Here is a 23490-nt window from a genome sequence, read left to right as displayed (position 1 = left end):
CCCACCCGGCGACGCGCCGAGCGGACACACTTTTGCTACTTAACCCGCTATTTGTTTTTCGGCTTTTTGGTTTGCGACCTACTCTGCTAGCTGCAACCGAGCCTGCTGAGCTGCGGCCACTAATACCTTCAGTGAAGCCGTAACCTCTTCCCAACCTCGGGTCTTCAGCCCGCAGTCCGGGTTGATCCACAGCAGGTTGGGGTCAACGCTTTCGAGCGCATCTTCCACGAGCTGGTTGACTTCACTGTCCGTCGGCACGCGGGGCGAGTGGATGTCCCAGACGCCTGGACCAATCCCGCGAACGTATCCCTCGTCCTTCAGCGCTGCGAGCACCTGCATCCCGTTGCGAGCTGCTTCGATGGACGTGACATCGGCGTTGAGCTCATCGACGGTGTCAATGAGCTCATTGAAGTCCGAGTAGCACATATGCGTGTGAATCTGAATGTCGTCAGTCACGCCAGAGGTAGCCAGGCGGAAGGACCCCACAGCCCACTTCAGGTAGGCGGGCTGGTCCGCTTCATTCAGGGGCAACAACTCGCGAATGGCAGGCTCGTCGACCTGTACGATCTGCGCTCCAGCGGCCACGAGATCTGCAATCTCATCGCGCAAAACCAGCGCAACATTATCCGCAGTGTCACCGATTGGCTGGTCATCACGGACAAACGACCATGCCAACATAGTCACTGGCCCGGTGAGCATTCCCTTGACGGGAAGGTCAGTCATGTCTGCCGCTGCCTTGTACCACTGCACCGTCATCGGCTCTGGCCTGGTGATATCACCGTAGAGAATCGGCGGCCGCACGCAGCGGGAACCATAGCTTTGGACCCAGCCATTGGTGGTGGCAAGGTAGCCGTCCAGCTGCTCCGAGAAGTACTGCACCATGTCGTTGCGCTCAGGTTCACCGTGAACCAGCACATCGAGCCCCAGTTCTTCCTGCTGTTCAATGGCAGATCGAATTTCAGCGAGCATTGCCGACTCGTAGTCAGCTGGGGTCAGCTCTCCCGTGCGCAGCTGCGCACGTGCACGACGAATACTATTGGTCTGCGGGAAGGAACCGATTGTGGTGGTCGGCAGCGGAGGCAGGTTAAGGGCCTCAGCCTGAGCCGCCTGGCGAGCTGCAAACGGGGAACGAGTCCGGTCGCTGGCCTCGATTGCCGCCAAAGCTTCACGAACTTCAGGCTTAACAATCCGCTTCGACTCTGCCCTCGATGCCAGTGCGGCCCGGGACTCACTCAACGCCTTCAAATCCGCGGCATCGAGTTGGTGGTCATTCAACCTGGCATCAAGCGCTCTCGCCAAGAGGGTCACCTCGGCGATTTTCTCATCCCCGAAGGCCAGCCACTGCAGCACCTCGGCATCCTCTTCGCTCGGGTCTTCCGCTGTCAGGGAATACGGCACGTGTAGCAGCGAACAGCTAGTCGACACCGCGATGGGGCCTCGGGCTGCCAGCTTCTCCAGCGTCGCCAGAGCTGCATCCAAGTCGGTGCGCCACACATTACGACCATCGACAATGCCCGCAACCAGCAGTTCCTTGCCAGTCCAATGCGGCAACTCGGAGCTACCTGCTACCAGGTCGCAACCAATGGCCTGCACGCCTGTGCCAGAAAGGGTTTCCAGCGCCTGATCACCATCACCAAAGTAGGTCTGCACCCACAACTTGGTATTCGCAGACTCCGCCACGTCGGCCAACTTCTCGTAGACCTGGCGAGTCCTAGCAAGAGTCACTTCATCGAGGTCAGTGACCAATACTGGCTCATCGAGCTGAATCCACTCAAAGCCCTTATCCCCCAGTTGAGCGATGATTTCCGCGTACGCATCGGTCAACTTTTCCAGCAGGCCGAGTGGGTTCGAACCATCGTCGGTACGCGACAGGCTCAAGTAGGTCACAGGACCAATCAAATGAGGGCGCAGCATCGTTGTGGCGCCATTGTTCAAGCTGCAGGAATCATCCAACCAGTCAGTGAGGTCAGAGGTAAATTCAGTATCGGCTGACAGCTCCGGAACGATGTAGTGGTAATTAGTGTCGAACCACTTGGTCATTGCGGATGCCGGTTGCGTCTTCGTACCGCGAGCGGTGGCGAAGTAGTGGTTGATCCATTCCGGCAGGTTGGAACCGTCCGTTTTCGGGACATCCTGAAAGCGAGCTGGAAGCACTCCGAGCAGCGCCGATGTATCCAGCATGGAGTCGTAGAACGAGCGCCCAATTGTCGGAACCGAGTCGATTCCTACCTTCAACGCTGCGCCAATGTAGCTATTGACAGTGTTGCGCGCCGTCGCGGCCAACAGGCCGCCGGTCGCCGGGTCGCGCCAGTAGTTTTCCAGAGCTTTTTTGAGCTCACGATTACGCCCTATCCGCGGAATGCCCGCGAGGGTTGCGTGAATTGCCATGATCTCGTGATTTCCTCGTCAGTCGTGATCAGCATCGGATATGAAATTGCACAACCGGCAGGCATTCGGACTTGTCATCACTGCAAGATTGGTTATCAACTCGTCGGATAAACCAAAGCTCTGGCAGTGATGCTTACCGTTGCGGGACAGTTCCGGACTTGCACCGGGATTCCCCTGCATAACTCGAGGGCCTCATGCGCGCTAGGCTCAAAACACACCTTGCGCGGAAAACGTGCGATATGCAGCACTTTCCTTTATGAACACCTTCGAGGCGGCTGTGGATGTGAAGTATATCGCAATATACAAATATGTCATTCACTTAGCCCCTCCCCGAGCCTTCGCTTTAGTGCTCTCCTGCTGGGGCCAATGCGATTAAGCTCGTAGTCATAAAAGCTATTCATTCCACCGCTTTCAAGGAGTGACCTCGATTGACACAGGCTTCCGAAACTTCCCTGAGGGGCGCCAAGATTCCGTTCGATGGCCCGGTCCAGTCAGGCGTTGAACAGCCCGGCCAAGCACATCTCCGCCTCGTCGCATTCGATTTGAAGGACGGCGTCGACGCAGCAGATCTGAAGGCACTGTTCTCCTCGCTTACCGACGTTGCCCGCCGCCTCACCCAAGGCCAGGACATCGAGGGGTATCTGGAACCGGAAATGGTTGCAGCCACTGCAAACCTGACCATTACCGCAGGTTTCGGTGAGCGCATCTTCGATGTCCTCGGCAAACCAGAGCGCAAGCCGGCTGGTCTGCACGATATCCCGTCATTCCAGCATGACATGCTCCGCCCTGAGTGGGGTCAGTCTGACTTCGCTCTGCAGTTGTGCGGTGATGATCTCGTCACCGTTTCGGCCGCGTCCCGTCTACTGGAAAAGAAGGCGGCTCCGTGGGCTCGCGTGAAGTGGTTCCAGAAGGGCTTTTCCTACGCCTGGGGTTCGCAGCCTCACGGCGCTACCCCACGCAACCCGCTGGGCCAGCTTGACGGCACCGTCAACCCGTCCACTCCGGAGGAATGGTCCGAACAGGTGTGGATTGACTCCAAGGACAAGGCGATTAACAACTCCTGCGTGATGGTTGTTCGCCGTATTGCGCTCGACTTGAACAGTTGGGATGAGCTCAGCACCGACGAACGCTCCATCGTTATCGGTCGTGACTTCCACACCGGCGCTCCTCTTTCCGGCGGCAATGACGAGTTCGATGAAGAGGACATGGATGCCGTCGACGACCAGGGCGAGTATCTCATCCACCGCCAGTCTCACTTGGCGCTTTCCCGTGAGCAGGATGGTCAGCCTGACGACGCCCTGCGTCGCCGCGCCTATGCCTACGAAGACCAACCCGGTGAGCCGGCCTTCCCGTTCGAAGGACCGAACGTTGGCCTGGTCTGGGTTGCATTCCAGAAGAACCCGGACAACCAGTTCAGCGCAATCCAGGCCCGTTTGGATCGCGGCGATTTGCTCAATGAGTGGAACCGTCACATCGGCTCCGCTGTGTATTGGATCGCCCCTGGCACTACCCCGGATTCCTACTGGGGGCAGGAGCTGATCGAGGGGTAACGGCTGCAGCTGGCGGCGAAAAACTGACTTGGCGGGCTAAGGCCTGACGGACTAAAAGCTGACGGGCTGCAAATGTGAAACTGACCTAGTTTATGACATTTTCGGGCCAATTTTCTGGCCGTTTTTGACATAAACTCAGTCACTAACTCGCATCGCCCCGGCGCTGCCAGCCATAAGGGCATCGCCCCGGCGTCGTCACACGCCGCCGCCAGCCATAAGAAAACGCCCGCCGAGTGCCTGAGCACACCTGCGGGCGTTTCTTCTAGACAAGAACTTTGTCAGTCACGGACCACCGAACTAGTCACCAATCTGGTCACGGCCACGCTTAACAATCTTCGGGTCCGGAGTACCAACCAGCTCGTGGTCCTTCTCCGTGTACTCGAACTTGCTCAGCACATAACGCATTGCGTTGATGCGGGCACGCTTCTTGTCGTTGGACTTAATGGTAATCCACGGGGACTCATCGGTATCCGTGTAGCGGAACTGCTCTTCCTTTGCGCGGGTATAGTCACCCCAACGGTCCAGCGATGCGAGGTCCATTGGAGAGAGCTTCCACTGACGCACCGGGTCAACCTGGCGAATAGCGAAGCGAGTGCGCTGCTCCTTCTGGGTCACAGAGAACCACAGCTTGGTCAGCGAAATACCGGAGCCCAGAATCATGTTTTCCAGCATCGGGACCTCGCGCAGGAACTCTGCGTGCTGCGACTCAGTACAGAAACCCATCACGCGCTCGACGCCCGAACGGTTGTACCAAGAACGGTCGAAGAAGACGATCTCGCCAGCGCACGGAAAGTGCTCAATGTAGCGCTGGAAGTACCACGAGGTGGACTCACGCGGAGACGGCTTTTCCAGAGCCACAGTACGAGCACCACGCGGATTCAGGTGCTCGTTAAAACGCTTAATGGTACCGCCCTTACCAGCGGCGTCACGGCCTTCGAAGAGGATGATGTGCTTCTGACCAGTTTCCTTGGTCCAGTTCTGCCACTTCAGAAGCTCAATCTGCAGCTTCCTCTTAATAGACTCATATTCCTTGCGCGTCATGCGCTCCTCGTACGGGTAGCCATCGCGCCAGGTATCAACCCGCTCACCGTCTGGAGTGACCAGTACCGGATCGTCCTCATCAGAATCATCGACGACGTAGCCTTCGGTCTTCGCCAAATCGACGATGTGGAATTCCTCTTCATTCTTGTCAGCCATACCCCTTATCCTACTGAATTTCTCTGCCACGCGTCCCCCATGCGGGTGCCCTTACCTGCAATTTCCCAGCAGTTAACGTTCCGTCTTACCGAAATTGAGGGGTGGGACTGCACGCAGCGACCGTCGATGAGCACTGCGCGTACAATAAATGCCATGTTGTTATCCGAAGCTCTTGCCGCACGATCCGAAGTTTCCGACCGGCTGACTGAGATTAATCGCCGTCTTTCGCTAGTAGCGCAGGTGCAGGAAGGCGATACGCCTGATGAAGATCCGCAAGCACTTATTGCCGAAGCCGAGCGTCTGATGGCGCGCTTTGAGTGGCTGGTGCGCTCGATTAACGCAACGAATTCCGCTACTGCCTTCGAGGACGGAACGCTTAGCGACGCACTTGCGAAGCGCGACCACCTGCTAACACGGCGGCGGTTCTACACCTCCGCAGCCGATCAGGGCTCGGGTCGGCGGGATCGATACTCAGCTTCGGAGATTCGCTATGTCGCCACTGTGGATATCCGGTCGCTGCGCCAGAAAGCCGACAAGGCGGCGAAGGAATACCGGGACTTGGATACCCGTATTCAGCAGGCGAACTGGTCAACCGAGCTTATCGAGGCCGCGGATAAGCCGGCCGAATAGCAAGCAGGGTTCGGTAGCGAGACCAGAAGAATTTCACACTTTTGATAAGTCGGTAGTTGCATCCAGATTGTCGGCGAGCGCGACGGCCTGTCTCTGGCCTTAAAGGGACACCTAAAGATCTCACCTGTACTGAGGCAGCAGGATTAATAACAGACAGTCCTCGGCATTGCGTACATGGGTACAGATCATCGGTTATTTTTCACTACCAAGCGCTGAGGCATCTGATGCGACGAGGGTGGGTTCGGGGACTTAAACTTTCTCAAGTTACAGAGCAAAAGCGCCGCTGAGGGACAACCCTCAGCGGCGCTTTTTAAGGCTAACTCAAGCAGTTGGAACCTCTTTTAGAAGCCCATGCCGCCCATCTCGTCGCCACCCGGCATTGCCGACATAGCCGGTTCCGGCTTGTCAGCGACAACAGCCTCGGTGGTCAGGAACAGAGCCGCAATGGAAGCAGCGTTCTGCAGTGCGGAGCGGGTAACCTTCACCGGGTCGTTGATTCCGGCTTCCATCAGGTCGATGTACTCACCGGTAGCAGCGTTCAGGCCCTCGCCCTGCGGCAGGGAAGCAACCTTCTCGGTGACGACGCCAGCCTCGAGACCAGCGTTCAGAGCAATCTGGCGCAGCGGAGCTGCGAGAGCCGCACGCACGATGCGGACACCAGTTGCCTCGTCGCCGGTCAGACCCAGCTCGTCGTCAAGCACGTGCGAGACCTGCAGCAGTGCGGAACCGCCACCAGCGACGATGCCCTCTTCCACAGCAGCCTTTGCGTTGCGGACGGCATCCTCGATGCGGTGCTTGCGCTCCTTGAGCTCGACCTCGGTTGCGGCGCCAGCCTTGATGACTGCGACACCGCCGGCGAGCTTAGCCAGGCGCTCCTGCAGCTTCTCCTTGTCGTAATCGGAGTCGGAGTTCTCGATCTCAGCGCGAATCTGGTTGACACGGCCCTCGATAGCGGACTGTTCGCCAGCGCCCTCGACGATGGTGGTCTCGTCCTTGGTGACGACGACCTTGCGAGCGCGACCCAGCAGCGGCAGGTCAGCGGTCTCGAGCGACAGGCCGACCTCCTCAGAGATGACCTGGCCATCGGTCAGGATAGCCATGTCCTGCAGCATTGCCTTACGGCGGTCGCCGAAGCCCGGAGCCTTCACAGCGACAGACTTGAAGGTGCCGCGGATCTTGTTGACGACCAGGGTGGACAGAGCCTCACCCTCGACGTCCTCAGCAATAATCAGCAGCGGCTTGCCGGACTGCATGACCTTCTCCAGCAACGGCAGCAGGTCCTTGATGTTGGAGATCTTGCCGGAAACCAGGAGGATGTACGGATCCTCCAGAACGGCCTCCTGGCGCTCCATGTCCGTGGCGAAGTAACCGGAGATGTAGCCCTTGTCGAAGCGCATACCCTCGGTCAGCTCCAGGTCGAGACCAAAGGTGTTGGCCTCTTCCACGGTAATGACGCCTTCCTTGCCGACCTTGTCCATAGCGGTGGCAATCAGCTCACCGATAGCCGGGTCAGCGGCGGAGATACCAGCGGTAGCAGCAATCTGCTCCTTGGTCTCGATGTCCTTAGCGGACTCCAGCAGCTTCTCGGTAACAGCCGCGACAGCCTTCTCGATGCCTCGCTTGATTCCCATCGGGTTGGAGCCAGCAGCAACGTTGCGCAGACCCTCGGAAACCAGAGCCTGAGCCAGAACGGTAGCGGTAGTAGTACCGTCACCAGCGACGTCGTCGGTCTTCTTGGCAACTTCCTTGACCAGCTCAGCGCCGATCTTCTCGTAAGGATCCTCAAGTTCGATTTCACGTGCAATGGAGACACCGTCATTGGTGATCAGCGGTGCGCCCCACTTGCGCTCGAGGACTACGTTGCGACCCTTCGGGCCCAGCGTGACCTTGACAGCGTCTGCCAGGGTATTCAAACCCGTTTCGAGACCGCGGCGGGCCTCCTCGTCAAATGCAATCATCTTAGCCATGAGGTTTGAAGAATCCTCCGTCTATTTATGTGGCACTTACATTGGAAGTTGACCCAGGCGCCCGCGACGGCATGTGATTCGAGGGAAGCGCCGCCCTCTCCATCACCGGAGTCAACACTGTACTTTTTAACGACTTTTCAACACTTGTTTCAGCACACGCATACACAAGGTGTGAAGTTGTTTTTATTAGCACTCAATTAGAGCAAGTGCTAATTCACTTTTTTAGCACTCAACCCCATCGAGTGCAAGGTTAAGCGCCGCAACTCCCAACGCCAATACCACTCCCGACGCCACTCCCAACGTCATCATGGTTGTGCGCCTACACTGTCGCACATGAGCATTATTAATAAGGAACTCACGGACGCCCTGCGAGACCACATCTCCAGCCAACGCGAGACCATCCGCACCCAGCTGACCGAGCTGGTGGCTTTCCCCTCCGTACACGGCACCGAAGAAACCAAGCAGGCCTGCATTGACGCAGCTCAGGCGGTTACTGAGATGTACGCAGAGCTGGGCATCGAACTGGAGGCGCACCACACCGTCGACGGCTCGATTGCACTGTCGGGTTTCGTCCCCGGGTCGTCGGAAAGCGCGAAGACCGTACTGCTCTACTCCCATTACGACGTTCAGCCGGCGGGCGACGAATCCGCCTGGACCGCAGATCCGTGGACGCTCGACGAGCGCGACGGTCGCTGGTACGGCCGTGGCACCGCCGACTGCAAGGGCAACGTGGTCATGCACCTAGCTGCGCTGCGCGCGCTGCGTGACGACGCGCTTGCGGGCCGCGTCGACCTGCCAAACATCAAGCTCATCGTGGAAGGTTCCGAGGAGCGCGGATCGGCGGGCCTGAACAACCTCATCGCCACACAGCCAGAGCTTTTCGACGCCGACGTCATCCTCATTGCGGATGTCGGCAATGCCGAGGTTGGCCAGCCGACGCTCGTGACCACTCTGCGCGGCACCGCCGATGTGGAAGTACGCGTCGATGCGCTGGAGCAGCCGGTTCACTCGGGCATGTTCGGCGGCGCAGCCCCGGATGCGCTGGCGGCACTGATTCGCATGCTCGACAGCCTGCGCGATGAAAATGGCTTTACTTCTATTGATGGACTGGACTGCTCGCAGCGGTGGGAGGGCCTGGACTACTCGCCAGAGACTTTCCGCGCTGACGCCGGCGTGCTCAATGGAGTGGGCCTGATTAGCAACGAGGACACTTCCGTCTCCGATCTGACCTGGGCGCGCCCGTCGGTGATTGTGACCGGCATCGACTGCCCACCGGCAACCAATGCTGTCAACGCGATTTCGTCGACCGCCATGGCGCACATTAACTTCCGCATCCCAGGCGGCGTTGATCCGGCTGAGGCGCAGGACGCGCTGGAAAATCACCTGCGCGCACATGCTCCGTGGGGCGTGAAGGTGACGGTCGAACGCGACGAGCTGGCTAACCCGTTCCGGGCCAACGTTGAGGGCAAGGTTGTGCAACTGGTCGCTGACAGCCTGTCGGCCGCCTATGGCAAGGAGACCGCAAGCATGGGCGAGGGCGCCTCAATTCCGCTGTGCGCCACCCTGCTGGACGCCGTACCAGGTGCTGACATCGCGCTTTACGGCGTGGAGGAGCCACAGGCTCGCATCCACTCGGCTGATGAATCGGTCGACCCGAACGAGATTCGCGACATCGCTATTGGCGAGGCGGTTTTCCTGGCCTCTGTCAACGGAATTTAACGGGGACAGCAAAGAATCCACCAAAGATATTGATTGAATGACTTGTGTCACATCTTTTACCTGTAGTAAGGTTCCACCCATGCAGCAGAACATTCTTATTCGAGTAGCGAAGGCTACGAACCCCGGTGGAGGCCGACAGGACTGACCCCTCCACACGGGGTCTCTGGCCGCAACTTCTCAAAGCACTTGGTTGGTCCGCCACTCACAGCAAAAGCAACTAAGCAAAGGACCAGAAAAGAATGTTTCCCACTCGCACCCAGAAGAACATGTCCACTTCGACGACGTTCACGGGCAAGCGCCCTTCGTTGGAGCACCAGGACGACGGCAATGTGCGAACTTATTCCGACGATCCATTTAGGGCTCGATTCGGACATCGCCTGCCTCGAGGCTTAAGGCAAGAAGCTCGTGGCATGAACTGGCAGAAGTTCAAGGACACCTACTCCCCCACGAGCGGCCCGGTTCAGATCAAGAATTTCGAGGCAACCCGCGGCACCCTGGGGCGCTGGAATTTCAACGCTGACTTAACACTGACCGACAAGGACGACCACACCCACACCTTCACCCAGGAGATTACCGCTATGGGGCCGGTGTCGGCTTGCACTAATCTGCTGGCTGATGCAGGTTACCGCGTGGAAATCGTGGAATTCCACCAGTTCGAAATCTTCGAAGCTACCGCTACCTTTGTCTATGCAGGTCACAACAATGACCATGTGTGGACCATGGGCTTCGGCCAGACTCCGGAGGCTTCCGTGCTCTCCGCTTTGGTCTGCGCTGCTAACCGCCTGCATGGGTAGGACGCGGATGCTGCTCGTTTAGTAAACGGGGGGTGTCCCTATGTTTTTGTCAAGTGCCAGACCGATGTTGACGAGCACAGTCTTGGGAGTAGTTTCTTAGGCGTGCCTAGGAGCCGGCCAGCGTGTGCTGGTCGGCTTCGTCTTTGGGGCTTTATGCGGCGACGGGGCGTGGCGGGATTTCGCGGAAGAACTCCTTGTTTTTCAGCATCGCGTAGATGACATTGCATCGGCGTCGTGCCAGGCAGATGACTGCTGCGTTGTGGCGTTTTCCTTCAGCGCGTTTGCGTTCGTAATACCGCCGTGACGGTTCGTGGCTGCGGATAACTGCGAATGCGGAGTAGAACAAGGCGTTTTTCAGTCGTTTATTGCCTGACCGTGCCGGGAATTCACCTCTGATCGACGAACCGGATCGTCTAGTCACGGGTGCTATTCCAGCATAAGCAGCTAAGTGGCCAGCACTAGCGAAGTCGGAGCCATCACCGATCGCAAGAAGGATCTGCGCTGCGGTCTTGATGCCGACTCCGGGCATACTCATCAAGACCTCACAAAGAGGGAAATCAGCGAGCATCTCTTCAACCTGCTCAGCAATGGTGTTTCGTTGCTCTTTGAGGGCCTGGATGTTTGCAGCCAGTTGAGGAATTACTAACTCGGCGGCATCGCTTCCAGGCACGGTGACTGTTTGAGCTTTCAGCGCTGTAAAAATGTCGTCTACCAGCGGGGTGGGGTCTTTACGTGTGCGCTTGATCATCCAGTTCAACACTCGTTGGTATCCGGCTCTTTTTAGCCCCTGCGGTCCCTTGTAATGGATCAATAATTCCAGGATCGGCGTGCGAGTCAGGGTGCTACCAGCAAAAACTCGTTCCAGGCTGGGGTAGATCTGGGTGAGGACACTGCGAAGCCGATTGACAGTGCGAGTGCAATCGCGGGCGATGTCATCATCGAAGCCGGACAGCATCTTTAGGGCGGAGAGTACCTCATCATTGCGGTCGACGGCACGTAGCGTGTGGGGCATTGTGCGGGCGGTGTCGGCGATGATGAATGCGTCGCGTTTGTCTGTTTTTGCACGTCCCGGATAGAGATCTGCAGCTTTGCGCATCGCAAGACCTGGCAGGTATCCGACTTCGCAACCGCAGTCCCGGGCTACAGCAATCGGTAGTGCGCCGATGGTGTTGGGTTGGTCGACGATCACGAGCACGGTGCCAAGCTTCTGAAGCTGGTGAAAAACGCCTGCTAGTTCGGATTCGAGTTGAGGCAACGGTTTGTCGAAGACCTTGTTGCCATCACGGTCTAAGGCGCAGGCGTGGTGTTCAGATTTGCCGACGTCTAACCCAAGGAATATGTCGATGGAATGCTCCGGAGACATGATGAGCTCCTAGAAAACGAGATGGGTATGGCGTTGTTCCAGTCGCTGGTGTCATGACCTTCGTTGCAAGCACCCACGTTACAAAGAGACCTAGTTTAAAACTGGCCGTGTCCCTATCAGCTGTCATCGAAAGTCCTGGCACCCGGCGGCAACACCCCCCCCGGATTATGGAAACTACAGGGCAGGTAAGCCATACCGGGACCAGCGACTATCCCCATTATCGGGGACACTCACAAGGTAACGGGAATGCGACCGGGGAAGCCCAACGCATGTGGGCCTCGAGCATTCGCGTTTTAGCGCTTCAGCCCCGCGATCATGGTCTTCAAGTTGCTGCGCAGGAAATCCTCGTAGGTTCCCGCGACCGTGCCCGGCTTGCCGAGCTCATCGGAGTGCAGTGGCTCGTCGAAGATCGGAATCCCGGCCTCCTTCGAGACGGTCTTCATGGGGCGCGTATCCACGTTCGACTCCACGAACAGGTGCTTCGGGCGCTTGTCCTTCAGCTGGCGCACGAGGTGTCCGATCTGCGCGGGGGAGCCGTTTTCATCCGTGTCGATCTGCCAGATATACAGCTGCTCCATGCCGTAGGTGTCGACCATGTATTGGAAGGCATGTTCACTGGCCACGAGCACACGATCCTCCTTCGGCAGCGCACCGATCTGCTCGCGGTAGTCGGCGTCGATGCTCTCCAGCATGGCCTTGTACTCCGCCCCCTTCTCCTCGATGTGCTCGGCACGCTCGGGCAGGGCCTCGGCCAGCGCCGCGGTCACGTTCTCGGCCATCGCGATGCCGACGGTCGGGTCCAGGAAGGCGTGCGGGTTGATCTCCTGATTGCCCTTTTCGTCCTTGAGGTACTTCGGTTCCACGCCCTTGGTGGCCTCGACCATCTGGGAATCGTCCAGGCCCGCGGTGTTTTTCAGTTTCGCGAGCCAGCCGTGCTCACCGCCCTCGAGGTTCAGCCCGTTGTAGAACAGCAGGTCGGCGTCGCTCGTCGCATCCAGGTCCGCGGGCAGGGGGTCGTAGTCGTGCGGGTCCGTGCCGGTCGGCACGAGGTTATGGACGTCCACCGCCTCGCCGCCGATCTCCTCCACCAGGTCCGCCAGCAGCGTGAAGGTGGTGACGACGTTCAGCTGCTCACCGTCTGCCTTCTCCTCCGTCGAGAAGGTCACGGCCCCGAACACGAGGGCACCGCCCACCAGGAGGGCCAACAGCGCGGCCAGTGGCTTATTGCCCAGCGAGCGAGCAATCAGTCCCTTGCCTGGCGCGAAGAGGAAAGCCAGCAGGAACAGCGCGCTGGCGGTCAGCACGATCGTCACGCCGGAGGACACGTTGTAGCTATAGCTCAGGAACAGCCCCACTACGGAGCTGAGCGCCGAGATCGCCACTGAAAGCCCGATCATCACTCCCAGCCGGTTCGTCAGCAGGTACGCCGCCGACGCCGGAGTGATCAGCAGGGAGACCACCAGGATCACGCCCACCGTCTGCAGGGAAATGACCGTCACCAGCGTGAGCACCACCATCAGCCCGTAGTGGATTGCCCGCACGGGCACGCCAGCCGACTGCGCCATGACGGGGTCGAAGGTGCTGAGCTTGAGCTCCTTGTAAAAGACCAGCGTGAGAATCAGCACGGCAGCGGCAATACCGATCGAGAGGTTGCGGTCGGCGTCCTGAACGGTCAGGACGTTGCCGAAGAGGATCTCCGTCAGATCCGTCGCCGTCTGCGCTTTCGCCATGAGCAGCACGCCGATCGCGAAGAAGGTGGAAAAGACGATGCCGATCGCCGAATCGTTCTTCACAGTGGAGCGTTCGCTGATCAGCCCGATCGCCAGTGTGGCGAGTAGACCCGCGACCACCGCCCCGAGGAAGAGGTTCGTGCCGAGCAGGTAGGAGGCCGCGACCCCCGGTAGTACGGCGTGCGAGATGGCGTCGCCGATCAGGGCCATGCCGCGCAGCACGATGAAGCTGCCGACGATGCCGCAGGCCACGCCCACGATCACCGAGGTGATCAGCGCTTTTTGCAGGTAGCCGTGGCTGAGTAGTGAGTCGAGGAACTCCGCGATCATGCTGTCTCCTCCTGGAGGGCTGCCTGCCGTGGCGTGGGGTGGGCTGGTGCTGACGGCTCGCGGATGACGAGCGCGCCGAAGGCCTTCTGCAGCACGTCGGGGACGAAGACCTCCTCGGTGGGACCCGCCGCGACGAGCTCGCCGTTGAGGACGATGAGGTCGTTGTAGTAGCCGCGCACCGTGTTCATGTCGTGGTGCACGACGACGACGTGCTTGCCCGCGTCCGCCATCTGCCGCAGCAGGGTCACGATCGTCTTCTCGCTGGGGACGTCGATGCCGACGAAGGGCTCGTCCAGGAAGATGTACTCCGCGTCCTGGACGATGGCGCGGGCAAAGAGGACGCGCTGGAACTGTCCGCCCGAGAGTTCGCTGATGTGGCGGTGGCGAAAGTCCCACATGTCGACGTCCTTGAGAGCCTGGGTGGCTGCTTCGCGTTCGGCCTTGCCGGGGCGGTGGAAAAGACCCAGGCGCGGGTAAGTGCCCATCAGGACGGTGTCGAAGACGCTGGTGGGGAAGTTGCGGTCGAGGTCAGAGCGCTGCTCGATATAAGCGATTGCGCGGCGCTGCTCGGCGGGGGCCTTGCCGTCGAGGGTGACGGGGTAGCCGGCAGGGGCGCCGGTGGGGCCTGTGCCGTGGACGTTGTGTTTGTCCAGGATCTGGAGCATCGCCTTCATGAGGGTGGATTTGCCTGAGCCGTTGGGGCCGATGATGCCGTGCATGCCGGGGGAGTCGAGGGTGAAGCTGATGTTCCGAATCGCGGTGTTCGCGCCGTAGCTCACGCTCAAGTTCTGGACGCTAATACTCATGGCAGCCAAGAATAGTGGTCAGTTCAATGAACCACCAAGTTCAATGTATTGACCTTTGGGGTGGGGTGGTGTTGGGGGGGGCAGTAATGGCACTGATTTGGGGCTTGAGCAGTCAGCCGCTCAAGCCCCAAAAAATGTCCACATCCTCACCCCCGAATTTTCACCACACCGGAAAAAATTTCCCATTTTCCCACACTTGGTTAACCCCGTTTTGAATACTTAAGTCCCTAAAACGGGGTTGCATGAACCGGTGTGTTCCATTCATTATGGAATGGTGACTTCTCTCCTGTGCATCCTGTTCCTTACGGCAGCGATTGCACCATGGACGATTAAGTGGCTCGGAACCCGCGGGTTCCTCGTTCTCAGCCTCCCTCTGGCAGGCGGCGCTATCTACACCGGCGCCCATCTGGTTCGCTTAGCTCTAGCGAATGGAAACGGGGAAACCTCCGCAACCACGCAACCCGCCGTCACGCATTTTTCGTGGATGCCCATTATCCACTTGGATGTAAACCTGCGATTAGGTCCTATTGAATCGCTCTTCGGCACACTGGTTTTGACCATCGGCTTTCTCGTACTGGTGTATTGCTCCGGATACTTCGTCAATCCGCCGCCCGGAAAACGTCGCCGAATAGGCTCCTTCGCAGCCCAAATGGTTGCCTTCGCCGCAGCTATGTACGGCCTGGTCATCAGCGACAACATCATGCTGATGTTTGTCTTCTGGGAAATTACCTCGGTTCTTTCCTTCCTCCTGGTGGGCTACTATGCCGAGCGAGCTTCTTCCCGTCGTGCAGCAGGCCAGGCGCTCCTGGTCACGACACTGGGCGGGCTGATCATGCTGGTCGGTATCGTCCTGATGGGAGTGACCACCGGGTTCTGGAACTTCTCCGACCTCACAGCACCTGGCGCGCTGACCACGTCGCAGCTGAACTCCACAGCAATCTCCACCGCCGCAATCCTGCTGGTCATCGGCGCACTTTCTAAATCCGCTATCGCGCCCTTCCACTTCTGGCTGCCCGGCGCAATGGCTGCCCCTACCCCGGTTTCTTCCTTCCTGCATTCGGCAGCGATGGTCAAAGCCGGTGTGTTCCTGGTCGCCCGACTTGCGCCAACTTTCAATGCCACCAACGCGTGGCAACCAATCATCATCCCGCTCGGCCTTTTGACCATGATTATGGGCGGCTGGATGGCTCTGCGCCAGAAGGATCTCAAGCTGATCATGGCGTATGGCACTGTCAGCCAGTTGGGATTCATCATCACGGTAGCGTCGATAGGCACGCGTGCGACGATGCTGGCGGCCCTGGCGCTGACTCTCGGACACGCCATGTTCAAGGCCACTCTGTTTATGACGGCGGGAACGATTGACAGGCTGACTGGTACGCGCGATATCCGTAAGCTCTCTGGCCTGGGCAAGAAGTCGCCACAGTTGCTGGTGATTTCGATTCTCGCTGCCGCCTCGATGATGGGTGCGCCTCCGTTCTTCGGCTTTGTCGCGAAGGAAGCGGCGCTCGAGGCCACGCTCAATGCTGAACCGCTACACGGTATGCCGTCGGTGTTCACCACCATTGGCCTGGTCGTAGGCTCGATTCTCACCGTGGCGTACTCGCTCTACCTGCTACGTGCCGCGTTTGGGACCAAGCCCAGCACGCACGCCAGCGGCGGTGGCACTTCCCCCGCCGTCGCCGAGATGGATTCCCCGACCTGGGATCAGATTGGCCCGGCATGGCTGCTGGCGCTGGCAGGTCTGGTTTTCGGTCTGATTCCGCGGGTCCTCGACTCGACTATCTCGCCCTACCTCACCAATGCTTACCCGAATGCGGAAGCAGAATCGCACCTGGCTCTCTGGCACGGTTTCACCCTTCCTCTGGCGCTGACAGCCACAATTCTGGTCACAGGTGGCATCATGCACTGGCAGCGCAAACTGGTACGTCAGCTGCAGTTTGAACAGCCGGCTCTCGGTAGTGCTGATGCGCTTTACGACGGCATCCTGGACTTGGCCCGCCGTCTTTCTCTCCGTGCCACTGCTGCGACCCAGCGTGGTTCCCTTCCGTTGAATGAAGCGGTCATTTTGCTGACCCTCATCGTGCTGTCCATCGGCGCCTTGCTGCTCGGTGAGCGTGATGAGCTCCGGATGGAACTGTGGGACTCCGCACCGCAGGGCGCGGTCGCGCTGATTATGATCATCGCGGCTTTGGCCGCCACCCAACAGAAAAACAGGCTCTCCGGTGTCATCCTGGTAGGTGTGACCGGCTACGGCTTGGCCATTATCTTCGCCATGTACGGTGCACCTGATTTGGCTCTGACGCAGCTGCTGGTTGAGACGGTCTCAATGATTGTTTTCGTGTTGGTGCTGCGCACGCTCTCGCCGCGGGCACCGGCATCAAATCCGAGGTGGATACGACACCGTGCATGGCTGGCCATCGCAGTCGGTGTCACTGTCCCAGTGTTGGCCGCCTACGCTATGGGCTCCCGTCGTACTGAGCCAATCTCCGGCGACATTCCGCCGCTAGCTCACGATATTGGGCACGGCCAGAATGCGGTCAACGTACTTCTTGTCGATATCCGCGCCTGGGATACCTTCGGTGAAATCACCGTGCTGGTGATGGTGGCGCTGGGGATTACCTCGCTGGTATTCCGCACGCACACGATGCACATGCGCTCAAAGATTAAGCCACAGCGGAATCGTGCTCGCCGCAACACCCGCTGGTTGAACACCATCGATGAGTCCGGTGAAGCCGAGCGGTTGCGCTACCCAATCATGGTTCTGGTGGCATCGCGCGCGCTCTTCCCCGCCATGATGGTGGTTTCCATCTACCTCTTCTTCGCCGGCCACAACGATGTCGGTGGTGGCTTCGCAGGTGGCCTCGTGGCTGCGCTGGCACTGACCATGCGTTATCTCATCGGTGGGCATCGTGAACTGGCAGCAACTCTGCCAATTCCTACCGAGGTACTTCTCGGCGGCGGTCTGCTGGTGTCGGCTCTTAGCGCCGTATGGCCACTGTTCGTGGGTTGGGCTCCGCTGACTTCCTGGTACGGCTCGCGGGAAATTCCGCTGCTCGGCGACGTCACCGTTGTCTCCCCTATGCTCTTTGACCTGGGTGTGTACATGATTGTCGTTGGCACGATTGTCTACATCCTGCGCAGTTTGGGCGGCGGCATCGATGCTCAGATAAACCTTCGCGCTGAGCGTGATCGTTCACGTCGTGTGAATCGAGCCGCACTCGGCCAGTCCCGCCAGCTGCGTAGCAAGTTGGCGGCGGCTAAGCCCGCAGGTGTTAAGTCCGCAGGCGTTAAACCTGCCGGCACTAAACCCGCAGGCACTGCCAACACAGCCACCTCGGAGGCCTCAGAACCGACAGCCCCAGCTAGGACCGAAGGAAAGGACACTCACCAGTGATTCTCAATTTTGTTCTGCTAGCTACTGTCGGCACGCTGATCGCCACAGGGGTGTACCTGTTCCTCGATCGTTCGTTGACCAGGATGCTCATGGGGCTGTTGCTGATGGGCAACGGTATCAACCTGCTCATCCTGCTTGGCTCTGGTGCACCGGGGCAACCACCGATCTGGGATAGAGAATCGCTAGTCAGCGATGCCCAGGCCGACTCGCTGCCTCAGGCCTTCATCCTCACCGCGATTGTTATCTCTATGGGCATGACCGCCTTCCTGCTGGCCCTGCTCTATCGCCAGCACCGCTACCACATCGGCGATCACGTGCAGGATGACCACGAAGACCGCAGTCTGGCACTGCGTCGCGCCAGCGACCCGTCGGCTGCTCCGGATCACGACAAGTCCGACGACCCCACCACCGGTCGTCCCACGGAGGCCGGAGATAACTTCGGTCCGGTCTGTTTCGAAAAGCCTGTTACCCCACCATCCAACACCCCAGGAGGTGACGACGATGACGACTGAGCAATTAATCCTGGCGCTAATCCCGCTTCCTATCATCGTCCCCGCCGCCACCGCCGCAATTGCTCTGCTGCTGGCACGTTTTCCCAAAGCACAGCAGGCGATCGCGCTGTTTTCACTCGGCAGCCTGCTGGGAGTCGCCAGCGCACTGGTGTATCTCATCTACGCGCACGGCATCCACACGGTCCAGGTGGGCGGCTGGGACGCACCAATCGGCATCACGCTCGTGGCCGACAACCTCGCCGTGCTGATGATTACCGTCTCTCAGCTGGTCCTCTTTGCCGTGATGTGGTTCGGCATCGGCCAGGGTATTAGCGATGGTGACGAAGATGAGCCGATCTCCGTCTTCGTTCCGACGTACATGTTGCTCAACATGGGTGTCTCGATGGCCTTCCTGGCTGGCGACCTGTTCAACATGTATGTCGGTTTCGAGGTTCTGCTCGTAGCCTCCTACGTGCTGCTCACGCTGGGGGCCTCGTCGTCACGCACTCGCGCAGGCGTGTCGTATGTGATGGTCAACATGCTGTCCTCGATGGTGTTCCTGCTGGCGATTGGCCTGGTTTATCAAGCGGTCGGCACGGTGAACTTCGCGCATATTTCTCTGCGTATGGAGGACATCCCCGATGGCACCCGCACCGCAATCTTCGCAGTGTTGCTCGTTGCCTTCGCGGTGAAGGCGGCGGTGTTCCCGCTGTCGGCATGGTTGCCAGACTCCTACCCCACCGCACCGTCCATGGTCACCGCAGTCTTCGCGGGTCTGCTGACGAAGGTGGGTGTCTACGCGATCATCCGCACGCGCAGTGTCGTCTTCCCCGACGGCAGGCTTGACGACGTCCTGATGTGGGCCGGCCTAGCGACAATGCTCATGGGCATTCTCGGCGCCATGGCCCAAAATGACATCAAACGTCTCTTGTCATTTACGCTGGTGTCCCACATCGGATACATGATCTTCGGTATTGCCGTCGGCAATACGCTGGGGCTCGGCGGCGCAATCTTCTACATTGTCCACCACATTCTGGTGCAGACGGCGTTGTTCCTGGTGGTCGGGCTTATCGAACGCCAGGCGGGCTCGTCCTCCCTGCGCAGCCTGGGTGGCCTGGCCAAATCCTCGCCGCTGCTGGCGCTGCTATACCTTGTGCCCGCGCTCAACCTCGGTGGTATCCCACCGTTCTCGGGCTTCCTGGGCAAGGTCATGCTGATTGAGGCGGGTGCCCAAGACGGCTCCGCCACCGCGTGGATTCTGGTTGCGGGTTCGATTATCACCAGCCTGCTGACCCTCTACACCATGATTCTCGTCTGGTCGAAGGCCTTCTGGCGTGACCGTTCCGATGCCCCCGAGGGTGACACCGTGCTGGCGCAACCAGCTGCACTCCGGGAAAGGACGCAGATGGTCGCTATCGCAGATCGTGATGACGTCGGCCGGATGCCACTCGGCATGGTGATGCCGACGGCCCTACTGGTGATTGCCTCTGTGGGCGTGACTCTTCTGGCCGGACCGCTGTCTAATGTGGCTACCGAAGCGGCAAGCAACGTCGCAAACGTTGATGACTACCGCGCGGCAGTTCTCGGTATCGAATCGGCCGATGACAAGGGACTGGAGCAGCTGAAGAACCCAGGCCGCACCAAGAGTCCGTGGGAGTCGGACCCGGTGACCGAACATGCCACCAGCACGTTGGAAGGAGCAGGTGAAAGCTCATGAGTAAAGCTCGCGCCAGGGTGGCCGCAAAACGACCACCGCGTATTTCAATCCTGTTGTTCCTGTTCACGCTGATTATTTGGGTCATGCTGTGGGGCGAAGTGACATTTGCCAATGTGCTTTCGGGAATCCTGGTAGCCACGTTGCTCAACCTCGCCATGCCTATCCCGCCAAACAGCGCGCTGGACATCAACTTCGGTGGCATGGTGCGACTGTTCGGTTCCTGGACAATCGACTTTGTGAAGGCCTCAATCAGTGTCTCCTGGCTGGCCATCCGACGAGCTGATCCACCACCGACGGCCATCATCAAGGTCCCTATGCGCACCAATGACGATATTTCGCTCACGACTGCAATGGCACTGATTAACTTGCAGCCGGGCGGAATCATCGTGGACATCGACAAGCGGGAAAAGACGCTGACCATGCACATTCTCGACGCGTCGTCGACGAGCAAGGTAGCCGAGCAAATCAACCAGCTGACTCGAATCGAGCGTCGGGTTATTCGGGCGTTTGAAAACCGCGATGTCAACGAGCAACCGACCAAGTCGGTGCCAAGTGACAACCAGGTGAGCAGCGACAAGAGCAGCGAGAAGAGCAGCGAAAGGAGTAGCCGATGAACCCGGAAGTTTTTAACACTCTGCTCGGAGTGGCTGCCGCAGGCTATTTCATTGCGGTGATGATTACCCTCGGACACATGATCGCAGGCCCAAACTCGCTGGACCGCCTGGTGGCGCTGGAGTCGACGACTGCAATGCTGCAGGGCATGCTCGCTGCGTTCATGGCCTGGAGCTTGGACACCTCGGTGGTCTACCCAATGCTCATCATTGCGCTGCTCGGTTTCCTGTCTTCGCTGGCGGTCGCCAAGTTCCGTGTTCCGGATGACGGAAAGCAGCCCGCAAAGAGCTCCCGGAAGGGTGCGACGAAAGCGGCCGGAAAGGTCGCCACAAAGAAAACCGCACAGAAAGCGGCGCCTAAGGCAACACCGACAACGGCTCCGAAAACAGCGAAGGGAGAGTCCAAATGATTCTCGTGGCAGACATTATCGCCATCACACTCATTCTCACCGGAATGCTACTGTGCGTTGCAGCGTCCGTGGGATTGATACGCTTCCGCGACACCATCAGTCGGATGCACGCATCCTCCAAGCCACAAACACTGGGGCTAATTTTGACGCTGTCGGGCTCGCTTGTGCACGTCGCCACGCACGCGTCAGCTCACACAACTACTAGCAGTGACTTGGCTCTATTGACCCTGATTATCCTGTTTGCTCTGGGAACATCGCCGATTGTTAGTAACCGCGTTGGCCACGAGGCGTTCAAGGAGCGGCTCGTCGACGAGGACAGCCTGGCCCGCGATGACAGCCGGGAATAACGAGAGGACAATGGCCTTAAGTTACTGACTGGGTTTATGACAAAGTGACTAGGTTTATGCACCTCAAAAGTGCTATAAGCCTAGTCACTATTTTTGTCTAGGCACACACCGCTTAACGACGGCTAGTCGCTCACCTGCTCGTGGAAATCTGCAGGCGCTATCGGATGCCCGGCGCGCAGTTCCTGCACTGCAAGATCCACAGCGGCCCGCCACGGGGTGTGGCCAATGCGCTCTTCGTTCGCCCGTACGTCGTCCTCGGTAGCCATCGAAGGCAGCGCCCCGGCCGCATCCGCCACAGTGCGCTGACGCTCGTATGCCGCGCCCATTTCCACGATGTTGTTGATGAATTCCAGTTCGGCTCGGCAGCCCAGTTCGTCGGCAAGCGGGGCGAGCTGAACCACAAGCTCACGGAGTTCATCGCGAACCCACCGCTCGTCGGTATCGCGATTGACGATGACCAACGCGTCCATCCCGTAGCGAGCGGCGCGCCACTTGTTTTCGGCGATGTGCCAGGACTGCAGTGACGGTAGTTCCTCGCCAGCCTCCCACATGCGGTCGTAGTAAACCGTCAGGCAGTGCGTCAATGCCACGATAGCGGCGAGTTCCTGCAGGTTAGAGGTAGCGTCAGCGACACGAATCTCAATGGTGCCGTACTTTGATGCCGGGCGGATGTCCAAGTGCATCGAGCCGGTGTGGTTGATGACGCCGGAGCGGGACTGGTCGTGCATGTAGGACTCCCACTCGGGCCACGTGTAAATCGCCGGCGGCTGACCAGCGGTGGGAAGCTGCTGGTAGAGCAGGCTTCGGTTGGAAGCGTAACCCATGTCCTCACCGTTCCAGGCCGGTGAGGAGGCAGACAGCGCCAACATGTGCGGCAGCTTCGTTGCCAGAGCCTGAATGATCGGCCAAACGCGTTCGGAGTCTTTAATGCCTACGTGGACGTGGACTCCCCAGATAATCATCTGGTTCCCCCACCACTGAGTGCGGTTGATAATTTCGGAGTAGTGCCCCTTGGCACTGACCTGCTGAGCAGTACCGCGGGCGAACGGATGCGAGCCCGATGACCACACATCCACCCCAACGCGGTCAGCGGCGTCGAGAACCATATCCAGCTGGCTTTGGAGCTCCGCTACGGCATCGGGCACGTTCATGTGCACACCGGTGACGAGCTCCACGGTGTTGGCGAGGAACTCGCGCTGGAGCCCATGTCCGGGATGCTCCGCATCGATGATGTCGAGCACCTCGGCGGCAGCGGGGGCGGTGTCGCGCGTTCGTCGGTCAACGAACGCCACTTCCCATTCCACTCCCAGAGATGGCTGCGCCGATCCGGAAAATTGCTCAGTCATACCGCTATTTTTTCACACTAGGAGTCGTTTTCCTCAGTTGGCTCCGTCCAGGTGACGGTTTTTGCGCAGGAGGCAAGGTCACCGTTGGAATCGACAAGCGCAACTGTGGTGAAACTGTCTTCATCCACCTTGGACGGAACGTTCCAGACATCTGCATTCCGTTTGTCATCGACGTGCACTTCGCCGATGACACCCAACCCTTCGGTTGCGGGGCTGCCGATGCCACTGCAGCCAGATGCACCGCGCGCCTGCACTGTGTACTTGCCCTTATCCAAGGTAGTGAACTGACCTTTTTCGTCGGAAAGGCCCATCCATCCCTTGGCGCTCATGACCTGTACAGTTGCCAGCATTTTCATTGATCCGTCGTCGTTTGTGCGGATGAAGTTATAGGCGCTGACTCGCTCGGTCAGCTTCGGTGCAGCCGGATCTACGCTCACTGGCGCAGTGCTTGACGACGCGTCCGCGTTCCCGTCTTTGTCACTGCTGGATTCAACCCCTGAGCAGGAAACCAACAGTGTTGCAGCACAACCCAACGCGGTGGCGACAGCAACGCGACGACGCATTACGGCGAACATAAAAACCTCACAGACCTCACTGGCTACTAGCAGAATACTAGTACCCTTTTTTCAGCCGTGATCTGTTTGAGACTGCAAAATATGCAAAAGCCCCGCGTAGGCCATCAAATGTGTGGCTTACGCGG

Annotated in this window: 18 protein-coding genes and 1 riboswitch; of the genes, 10 read left to right on the top strand and 8 right to left on the bottom strand. The window is 59.0% G+C overall.

What is annotated here, in order from left to right; translation table 11 throughout:
- Positions 1 to 78: 78 nt before the first annotated feature.
- Complete coding sequence (metE, locus tag HMPREF2820_RS09920) at positions 79 to 2388, bottom strand: 5-methyltetrahydropteroyltriglutamate--homocysteine S-methyltransferase (protein WP_070603912.1); 2310 nt, start codon at positions 2386 to 2388, stop codon at positions 79 to 81.
- A gap of 38 nt (positions 2389 to 2426) precedes the next feature.
- A riboswitch (cobalamin riboswitch) is annotated at positions 2427 to 2609 on the bottom strand.
- A 207-nt stretch (positions 2610 to 2816) separates the two neighbouring features.
- Here metE and HMPREF2820_RS09915 point away from each other — a divergent pair.
- Positions 2817 to 3938, top strand: a complete 1122-nt coding sequence (locus HMPREF2820_RS09915) for a Dyp-type peroxidase (protein ID WP_070603911.1) — start codon at positions 2817 to 2819, stop codon at positions 3936 to 3938.
- A gap of 297 nt (positions 3939 to 4235) precedes the next feature.
- On the opposite strand, the gene ppk2 is transcribed toward HMPREF2820_RS09915, so the two are convergent.
- On the bottom strand, positions 4236 to 5135 hold the full coding sequence (gene ppk2, locus HMPREF2820_RS09910) for a polyphosphate kinase 2 (RefSeq protein WP_005510168.1): 900 nt from the start codon (positions 5133 to 5135) through the stop codon (positions 4236 to 4238).
- A 153-nt stretch (positions 5136 to 5288) separates the two neighbouring features.
- On the opposite strand from ppk2, the gene HMPREF2820_RS09905 reads away from it, so the two are divergent.
- A complete protein-coding gene (locus tag HMPREF2820_RS09905) occupies positions 5289 to 5765 on the top strand; it encodes a DIP1984 family protein (RefSeq protein WP_070603910.1) in 477 nt (158 codons plus the stop codon).
- Positions 5766 to 6106: 341 nt separating this feature from the next.
- Here the strand turns inward: HMPREF2820_RS09905 and groL are convergent, their stop codons facing one another.
- Positions 6107 to 7732 carry a chaperonin GroEL gene (gene groL, locus HMPREF2820_RS09900; protein ID WP_070603908.1) on the bottom strand — a complete coding sequence of 542 codons (1626 nt, stop codon included), beginning with the start codon at positions 7730 to 7732 and terminating at the stop codon, positions 6107 to 6109.
- A 333-nt stretch (positions 7733 to 8065) separates the two neighbouring features.
- On the opposite strand from groL, the gene HMPREF2820_RS09895 reads away from it, so the two are divergent.
- Complete coding sequence (locus HMPREF2820_RS09895) at positions 8066 to 9451, top strand: dipeptidase (protein WP_070603906.1); 1386 nt, start codon at positions 8066 to 8068, stop codon at positions 9449 to 9451.
- 239 nt (positions 9452 to 9690) lie between these two features.
- A complete protein-coding gene (locus tag HMPREF2820_RS09890) occupies positions 9691 to 10245 on the top strand; it encodes a 2-isopropylmalate synthase (RefSeq protein ID WP_048731724.1) in 555 nt (184 codons plus the stop codon).
- Between the two features lie 151 nt (positions 10246 to 10396).
- Here HMPREF2820_RS09890 and HMPREF2820_RS09885 read toward each other — a convergent pair whose 3' ends face one another.
- From HMPREF2820_RS09885 to HMPREF2820_RS09875, 3 genes are all read right to left on the bottom strand, one after another.
- A complete protein-coding gene (locus tag HMPREF2820_RS09885; protein WP_011273191.1) occupies positions 10397 to 11608 on the bottom strand; it encodes an IS110 family RNA-guided transposase in 1212 nt (403 codons plus the stop codon).
- Between the two features lie 293 nt (positions 11609 to 11901).
- On the bottom strand, positions 11902 to 13668 hold the full coding sequence (locus HMPREF2820_RS09880; protein ID WP_222865187.1) for a metal ABC transporter solute-binding protein, Zn/Mn family: 1767 nt from the start codon (positions 13666 to 13668) through the stop codon (positions 11902 to 11904).
- Positions 13665 to 14474, bottom strand: a complete 810-nt coding sequence (locus HMPREF2820_RS09875; protein WP_035006260.1) for a metal ABC transporter ATP-binding protein — start codon at positions 14472 to 14474, stop codon at positions 13665 to 13667. The genes HMPREF2820_RS09880 and HMPREF2820_RS09875 overlap by 4 nt, the downstream gene beginning before the upstream one ends.
- 271 nt (positions 14475 to 14745) lie before the next feature.
- On the opposite strand from HMPREF2820_RS09875, the gene HMPREF2820_RS09870 reads away from it, so the two are divergent.
- Genes HMPREF2820_RS09870 through HMPREF2820_RS09845 form a run of 6 tightly spaced genes read left to right on the top strand, consistent with a single transcriptional unit; the run spans position 14746 to position 21444 of the window.
- Entirely contained in the window at positions 14746 to 17868 is a 3123-nt protein-coding gene (locus HMPREF2820_RS09870; RefSeq protein WP_070603904.1) for a Na+/H+ antiporter subunit A, read from the top strand.
- Positions 17865 to 18380: a Na(+)/H(+) antiporter subunit C gene (locus HMPREF2820_RS09865; RefSeq protein WP_016421505.1), complete on the top strand. Its 516-nt coding sequence runs from the start codon at positions 17865 to 17867 to the stop codon at positions 18378 to 18380. The genes HMPREF2820_RS09870 and HMPREF2820_RS09865 overlap by 4 nt, the downstream gene beginning before the upstream one ends.
- On the top strand, positions 18370 to 20076 hold the full coding sequence (locus HMPREF2820_RS09860) for a Na+/H+ antiporter subunit D (protein WP_070603902.1): 1707 nt from the start codon (positions 18370 to 18372) through the stop codon (positions 20074 to 20076). Before HMPREF2820_RS09865 ends, HMPREF2820_RS09860 begins: the two co-directional genes overlap by 11 nt.
- A complete protein-coding gene (locus HMPREF2820_RS09855; RefSeq protein WP_070603901.1) occupies positions 20073 to 20690 on the top strand; it encodes a Na+/H+ antiporter subunit E in 618 nt (205 codons plus the stop codon). The genes HMPREF2820_RS09860 and HMPREF2820_RS09855 overlap by 4 nt, the downstream gene beginning before the upstream one ends.
- On the top strand, positions 20687 to 21097 hold the full coding sequence (locus HMPREF2820_RS09850) for a monovalent cation/H+ antiporter complex subunit F (protein ID WP_049189490.1): 411 nt from the start codon (positions 20687 to 20689) through the stop codon (positions 21095 to 21097). The genes HMPREF2820_RS09855 and HMPREF2820_RS09850 overlap by 4 nt, the downstream gene beginning before the upstream one ends.
- On the top strand, positions 21094 to 21444 hold the full coding sequence (locus HMPREF2820_RS09845) for a monovalent cation/H(+) antiporter subunit G (RefSeq protein ID WP_016421509.1): 351 nt from the start codon (positions 21094 to 21096) through the stop codon (positions 21442 to 21444). Before HMPREF2820_RS09850 ends, HMPREF2820_RS09845 begins: the two co-directional genes overlap by 4 nt.
- A gap of 122 nt (positions 21445 to 21566) precedes the next feature.
- On the opposite strand, the gene HMPREF2820_RS09840 is transcribed toward HMPREF2820_RS09845, so the two are convergent.
- Together HMPREF2820_RS09840 and HMPREF2820_RS09835 are read right to left on the bottom strand one after the other, a co-directional pair.
- A complete protein-coding gene (locus HMPREF2820_RS09840) occupies positions 21567 to 22790 on the bottom strand; it encodes a glutamate--cysteine ligase (RefSeq protein ID WP_049189489.1) in 1224 nt (407 codons plus the stop codon).
- 17 nt (positions 22791 to 22807) lie between these two features.
- A complete protein-coding gene (locus HMPREF2820_RS09835) occupies positions 22808 to 23365 on the bottom strand; it encodes a hypothetical protein (RefSeq protein ID WP_070603899.1) in 558 nt (185 codons plus the stop codon).
- Positions 23366 to 23490: the final 125 nt, after the last annotated feature.

This window comes from Corynebacterium sp. HMSC064E08 (assembly GCF_001811805.1).
GTDB classification, from domain to species: domain Bacteria; phylum Actinomycetota; class Actinomycetes; order Mycobacteriales; family Mycobacteriaceae; genus Corynebacterium; species Corynebacterium jeikeium_D.
Note: the sequence above shows the minus strand (reverse complement) of the source record. Positions and strands in the feature narration are given on the sequence as shown.

Coding starts and splice junctions, on each gene's coding strand:
- HMPREF2820_RS09905 (WP_070603910.1), top strand. CDS start 5,289: ATGTTGTTATCCGAAGCTCTTGCCGCACGATCCGAAGTTTCCGACCGG.
- HMPREF2820_RS09895 (WP_070603906.1), top strand. CDS start 8,066: ATGAGCATTATTAATAAGGAACTCACGGACGCCCTGCGAGACCACATC.
- HMPREF2820_RS09885 (WP_011273191.1), bottom strand. CDS start 11,608: ATGTCTCCGGAGCATTCCATCGACATATTCCTTGGGTTAGACGTCGGC.
- HMPREF2820_RS09875 (WP_035006260.1), bottom strand. CDS start 14,474: ATGAGTATTAGCGTCCAGAACTTGAGCGTGAGCTACGGCGCGAACACC.
- HMPREF2820_RS09880 (WP_222865187.1), bottom strand. CDS start 13,668: ATGATCGCGGAGTTCCTCGACTCACTACTCAGCCACGGCTACCTGCAA.
- ppk2 (WP_005510168.1), bottom strand. CDS start 5,135: ATGGCTGACAAGAATGAAGAGGAATTCCACATCGTCGATTTGGCGAAG.
- HMPREF2820_RS09845 (WP_016421509.1), top strand. CDS start 21,094: ATGATTCTCGTGGCAGACATTATCGCCATCACACTCATTCTCACCGGA.
- HMPREF2820_RS09855 (WP_070603901.1), top strand. CDS start 20,073: ATGAGTAAAGCTCGCGCCAGGGTGGCCGCAAAACGACCACCGCGTATT.
- HMPREF2820_RS09840 (WP_049189489.1), bottom strand. CDS start 22,790: ATGACTGAGCAATTTTCCGGATCGGCGCAGCCATCTCTGGGAGTGGAA.
- HMPREF2820_RS09870 (WP_070603904.1), top strand. CDS start 14,746: ATGGTGACTTCTCTCCTGTGCATCCTGTTCCTTACGGCAGCGATTGCA.
- metE (WP_070603912.1), bottom strand. CDS start 2,388: ATGGCAATTCACGCAACCCTCGCGGGCATTCCGCGGATAGGGCGTAAT.
- HMPREF2820_RS09850 (WP_049189490.1), top strand. CDS start 20,687: ATGAACCCGGAAGTTTTTAACACTCTGCTCGGAGTGGCTGCCGCAGGC.
- HMPREF2820_RS09890 (WP_048731724.1), top strand. CDS start 9,691: ATGTTTCCCACTCGCACCCAGAAGAACATGTCCACTTCGACGACGTTC.
- groL (WP_070603908.1), bottom strand. CDS start 7,732: ATGGCTAAGATGATTGCATTTGACGAGGAGGCCCGCCGCGGTCTCGAA.
- HMPREF2820_RS09860 (WP_070603902.1), top strand. CDS start 18,370: ATGACGACTGAGCAATTAATCCTGGCGCTAATCCCGCTTCCTATCATC.
- HMPREF2820_RS09835 (WP_070603899.1), bottom strand. CDS start 23,365: ATGTTCGCCGTAATGCGTCGTCGCGTTGCTGTCGCCACCGCGTTGGGT.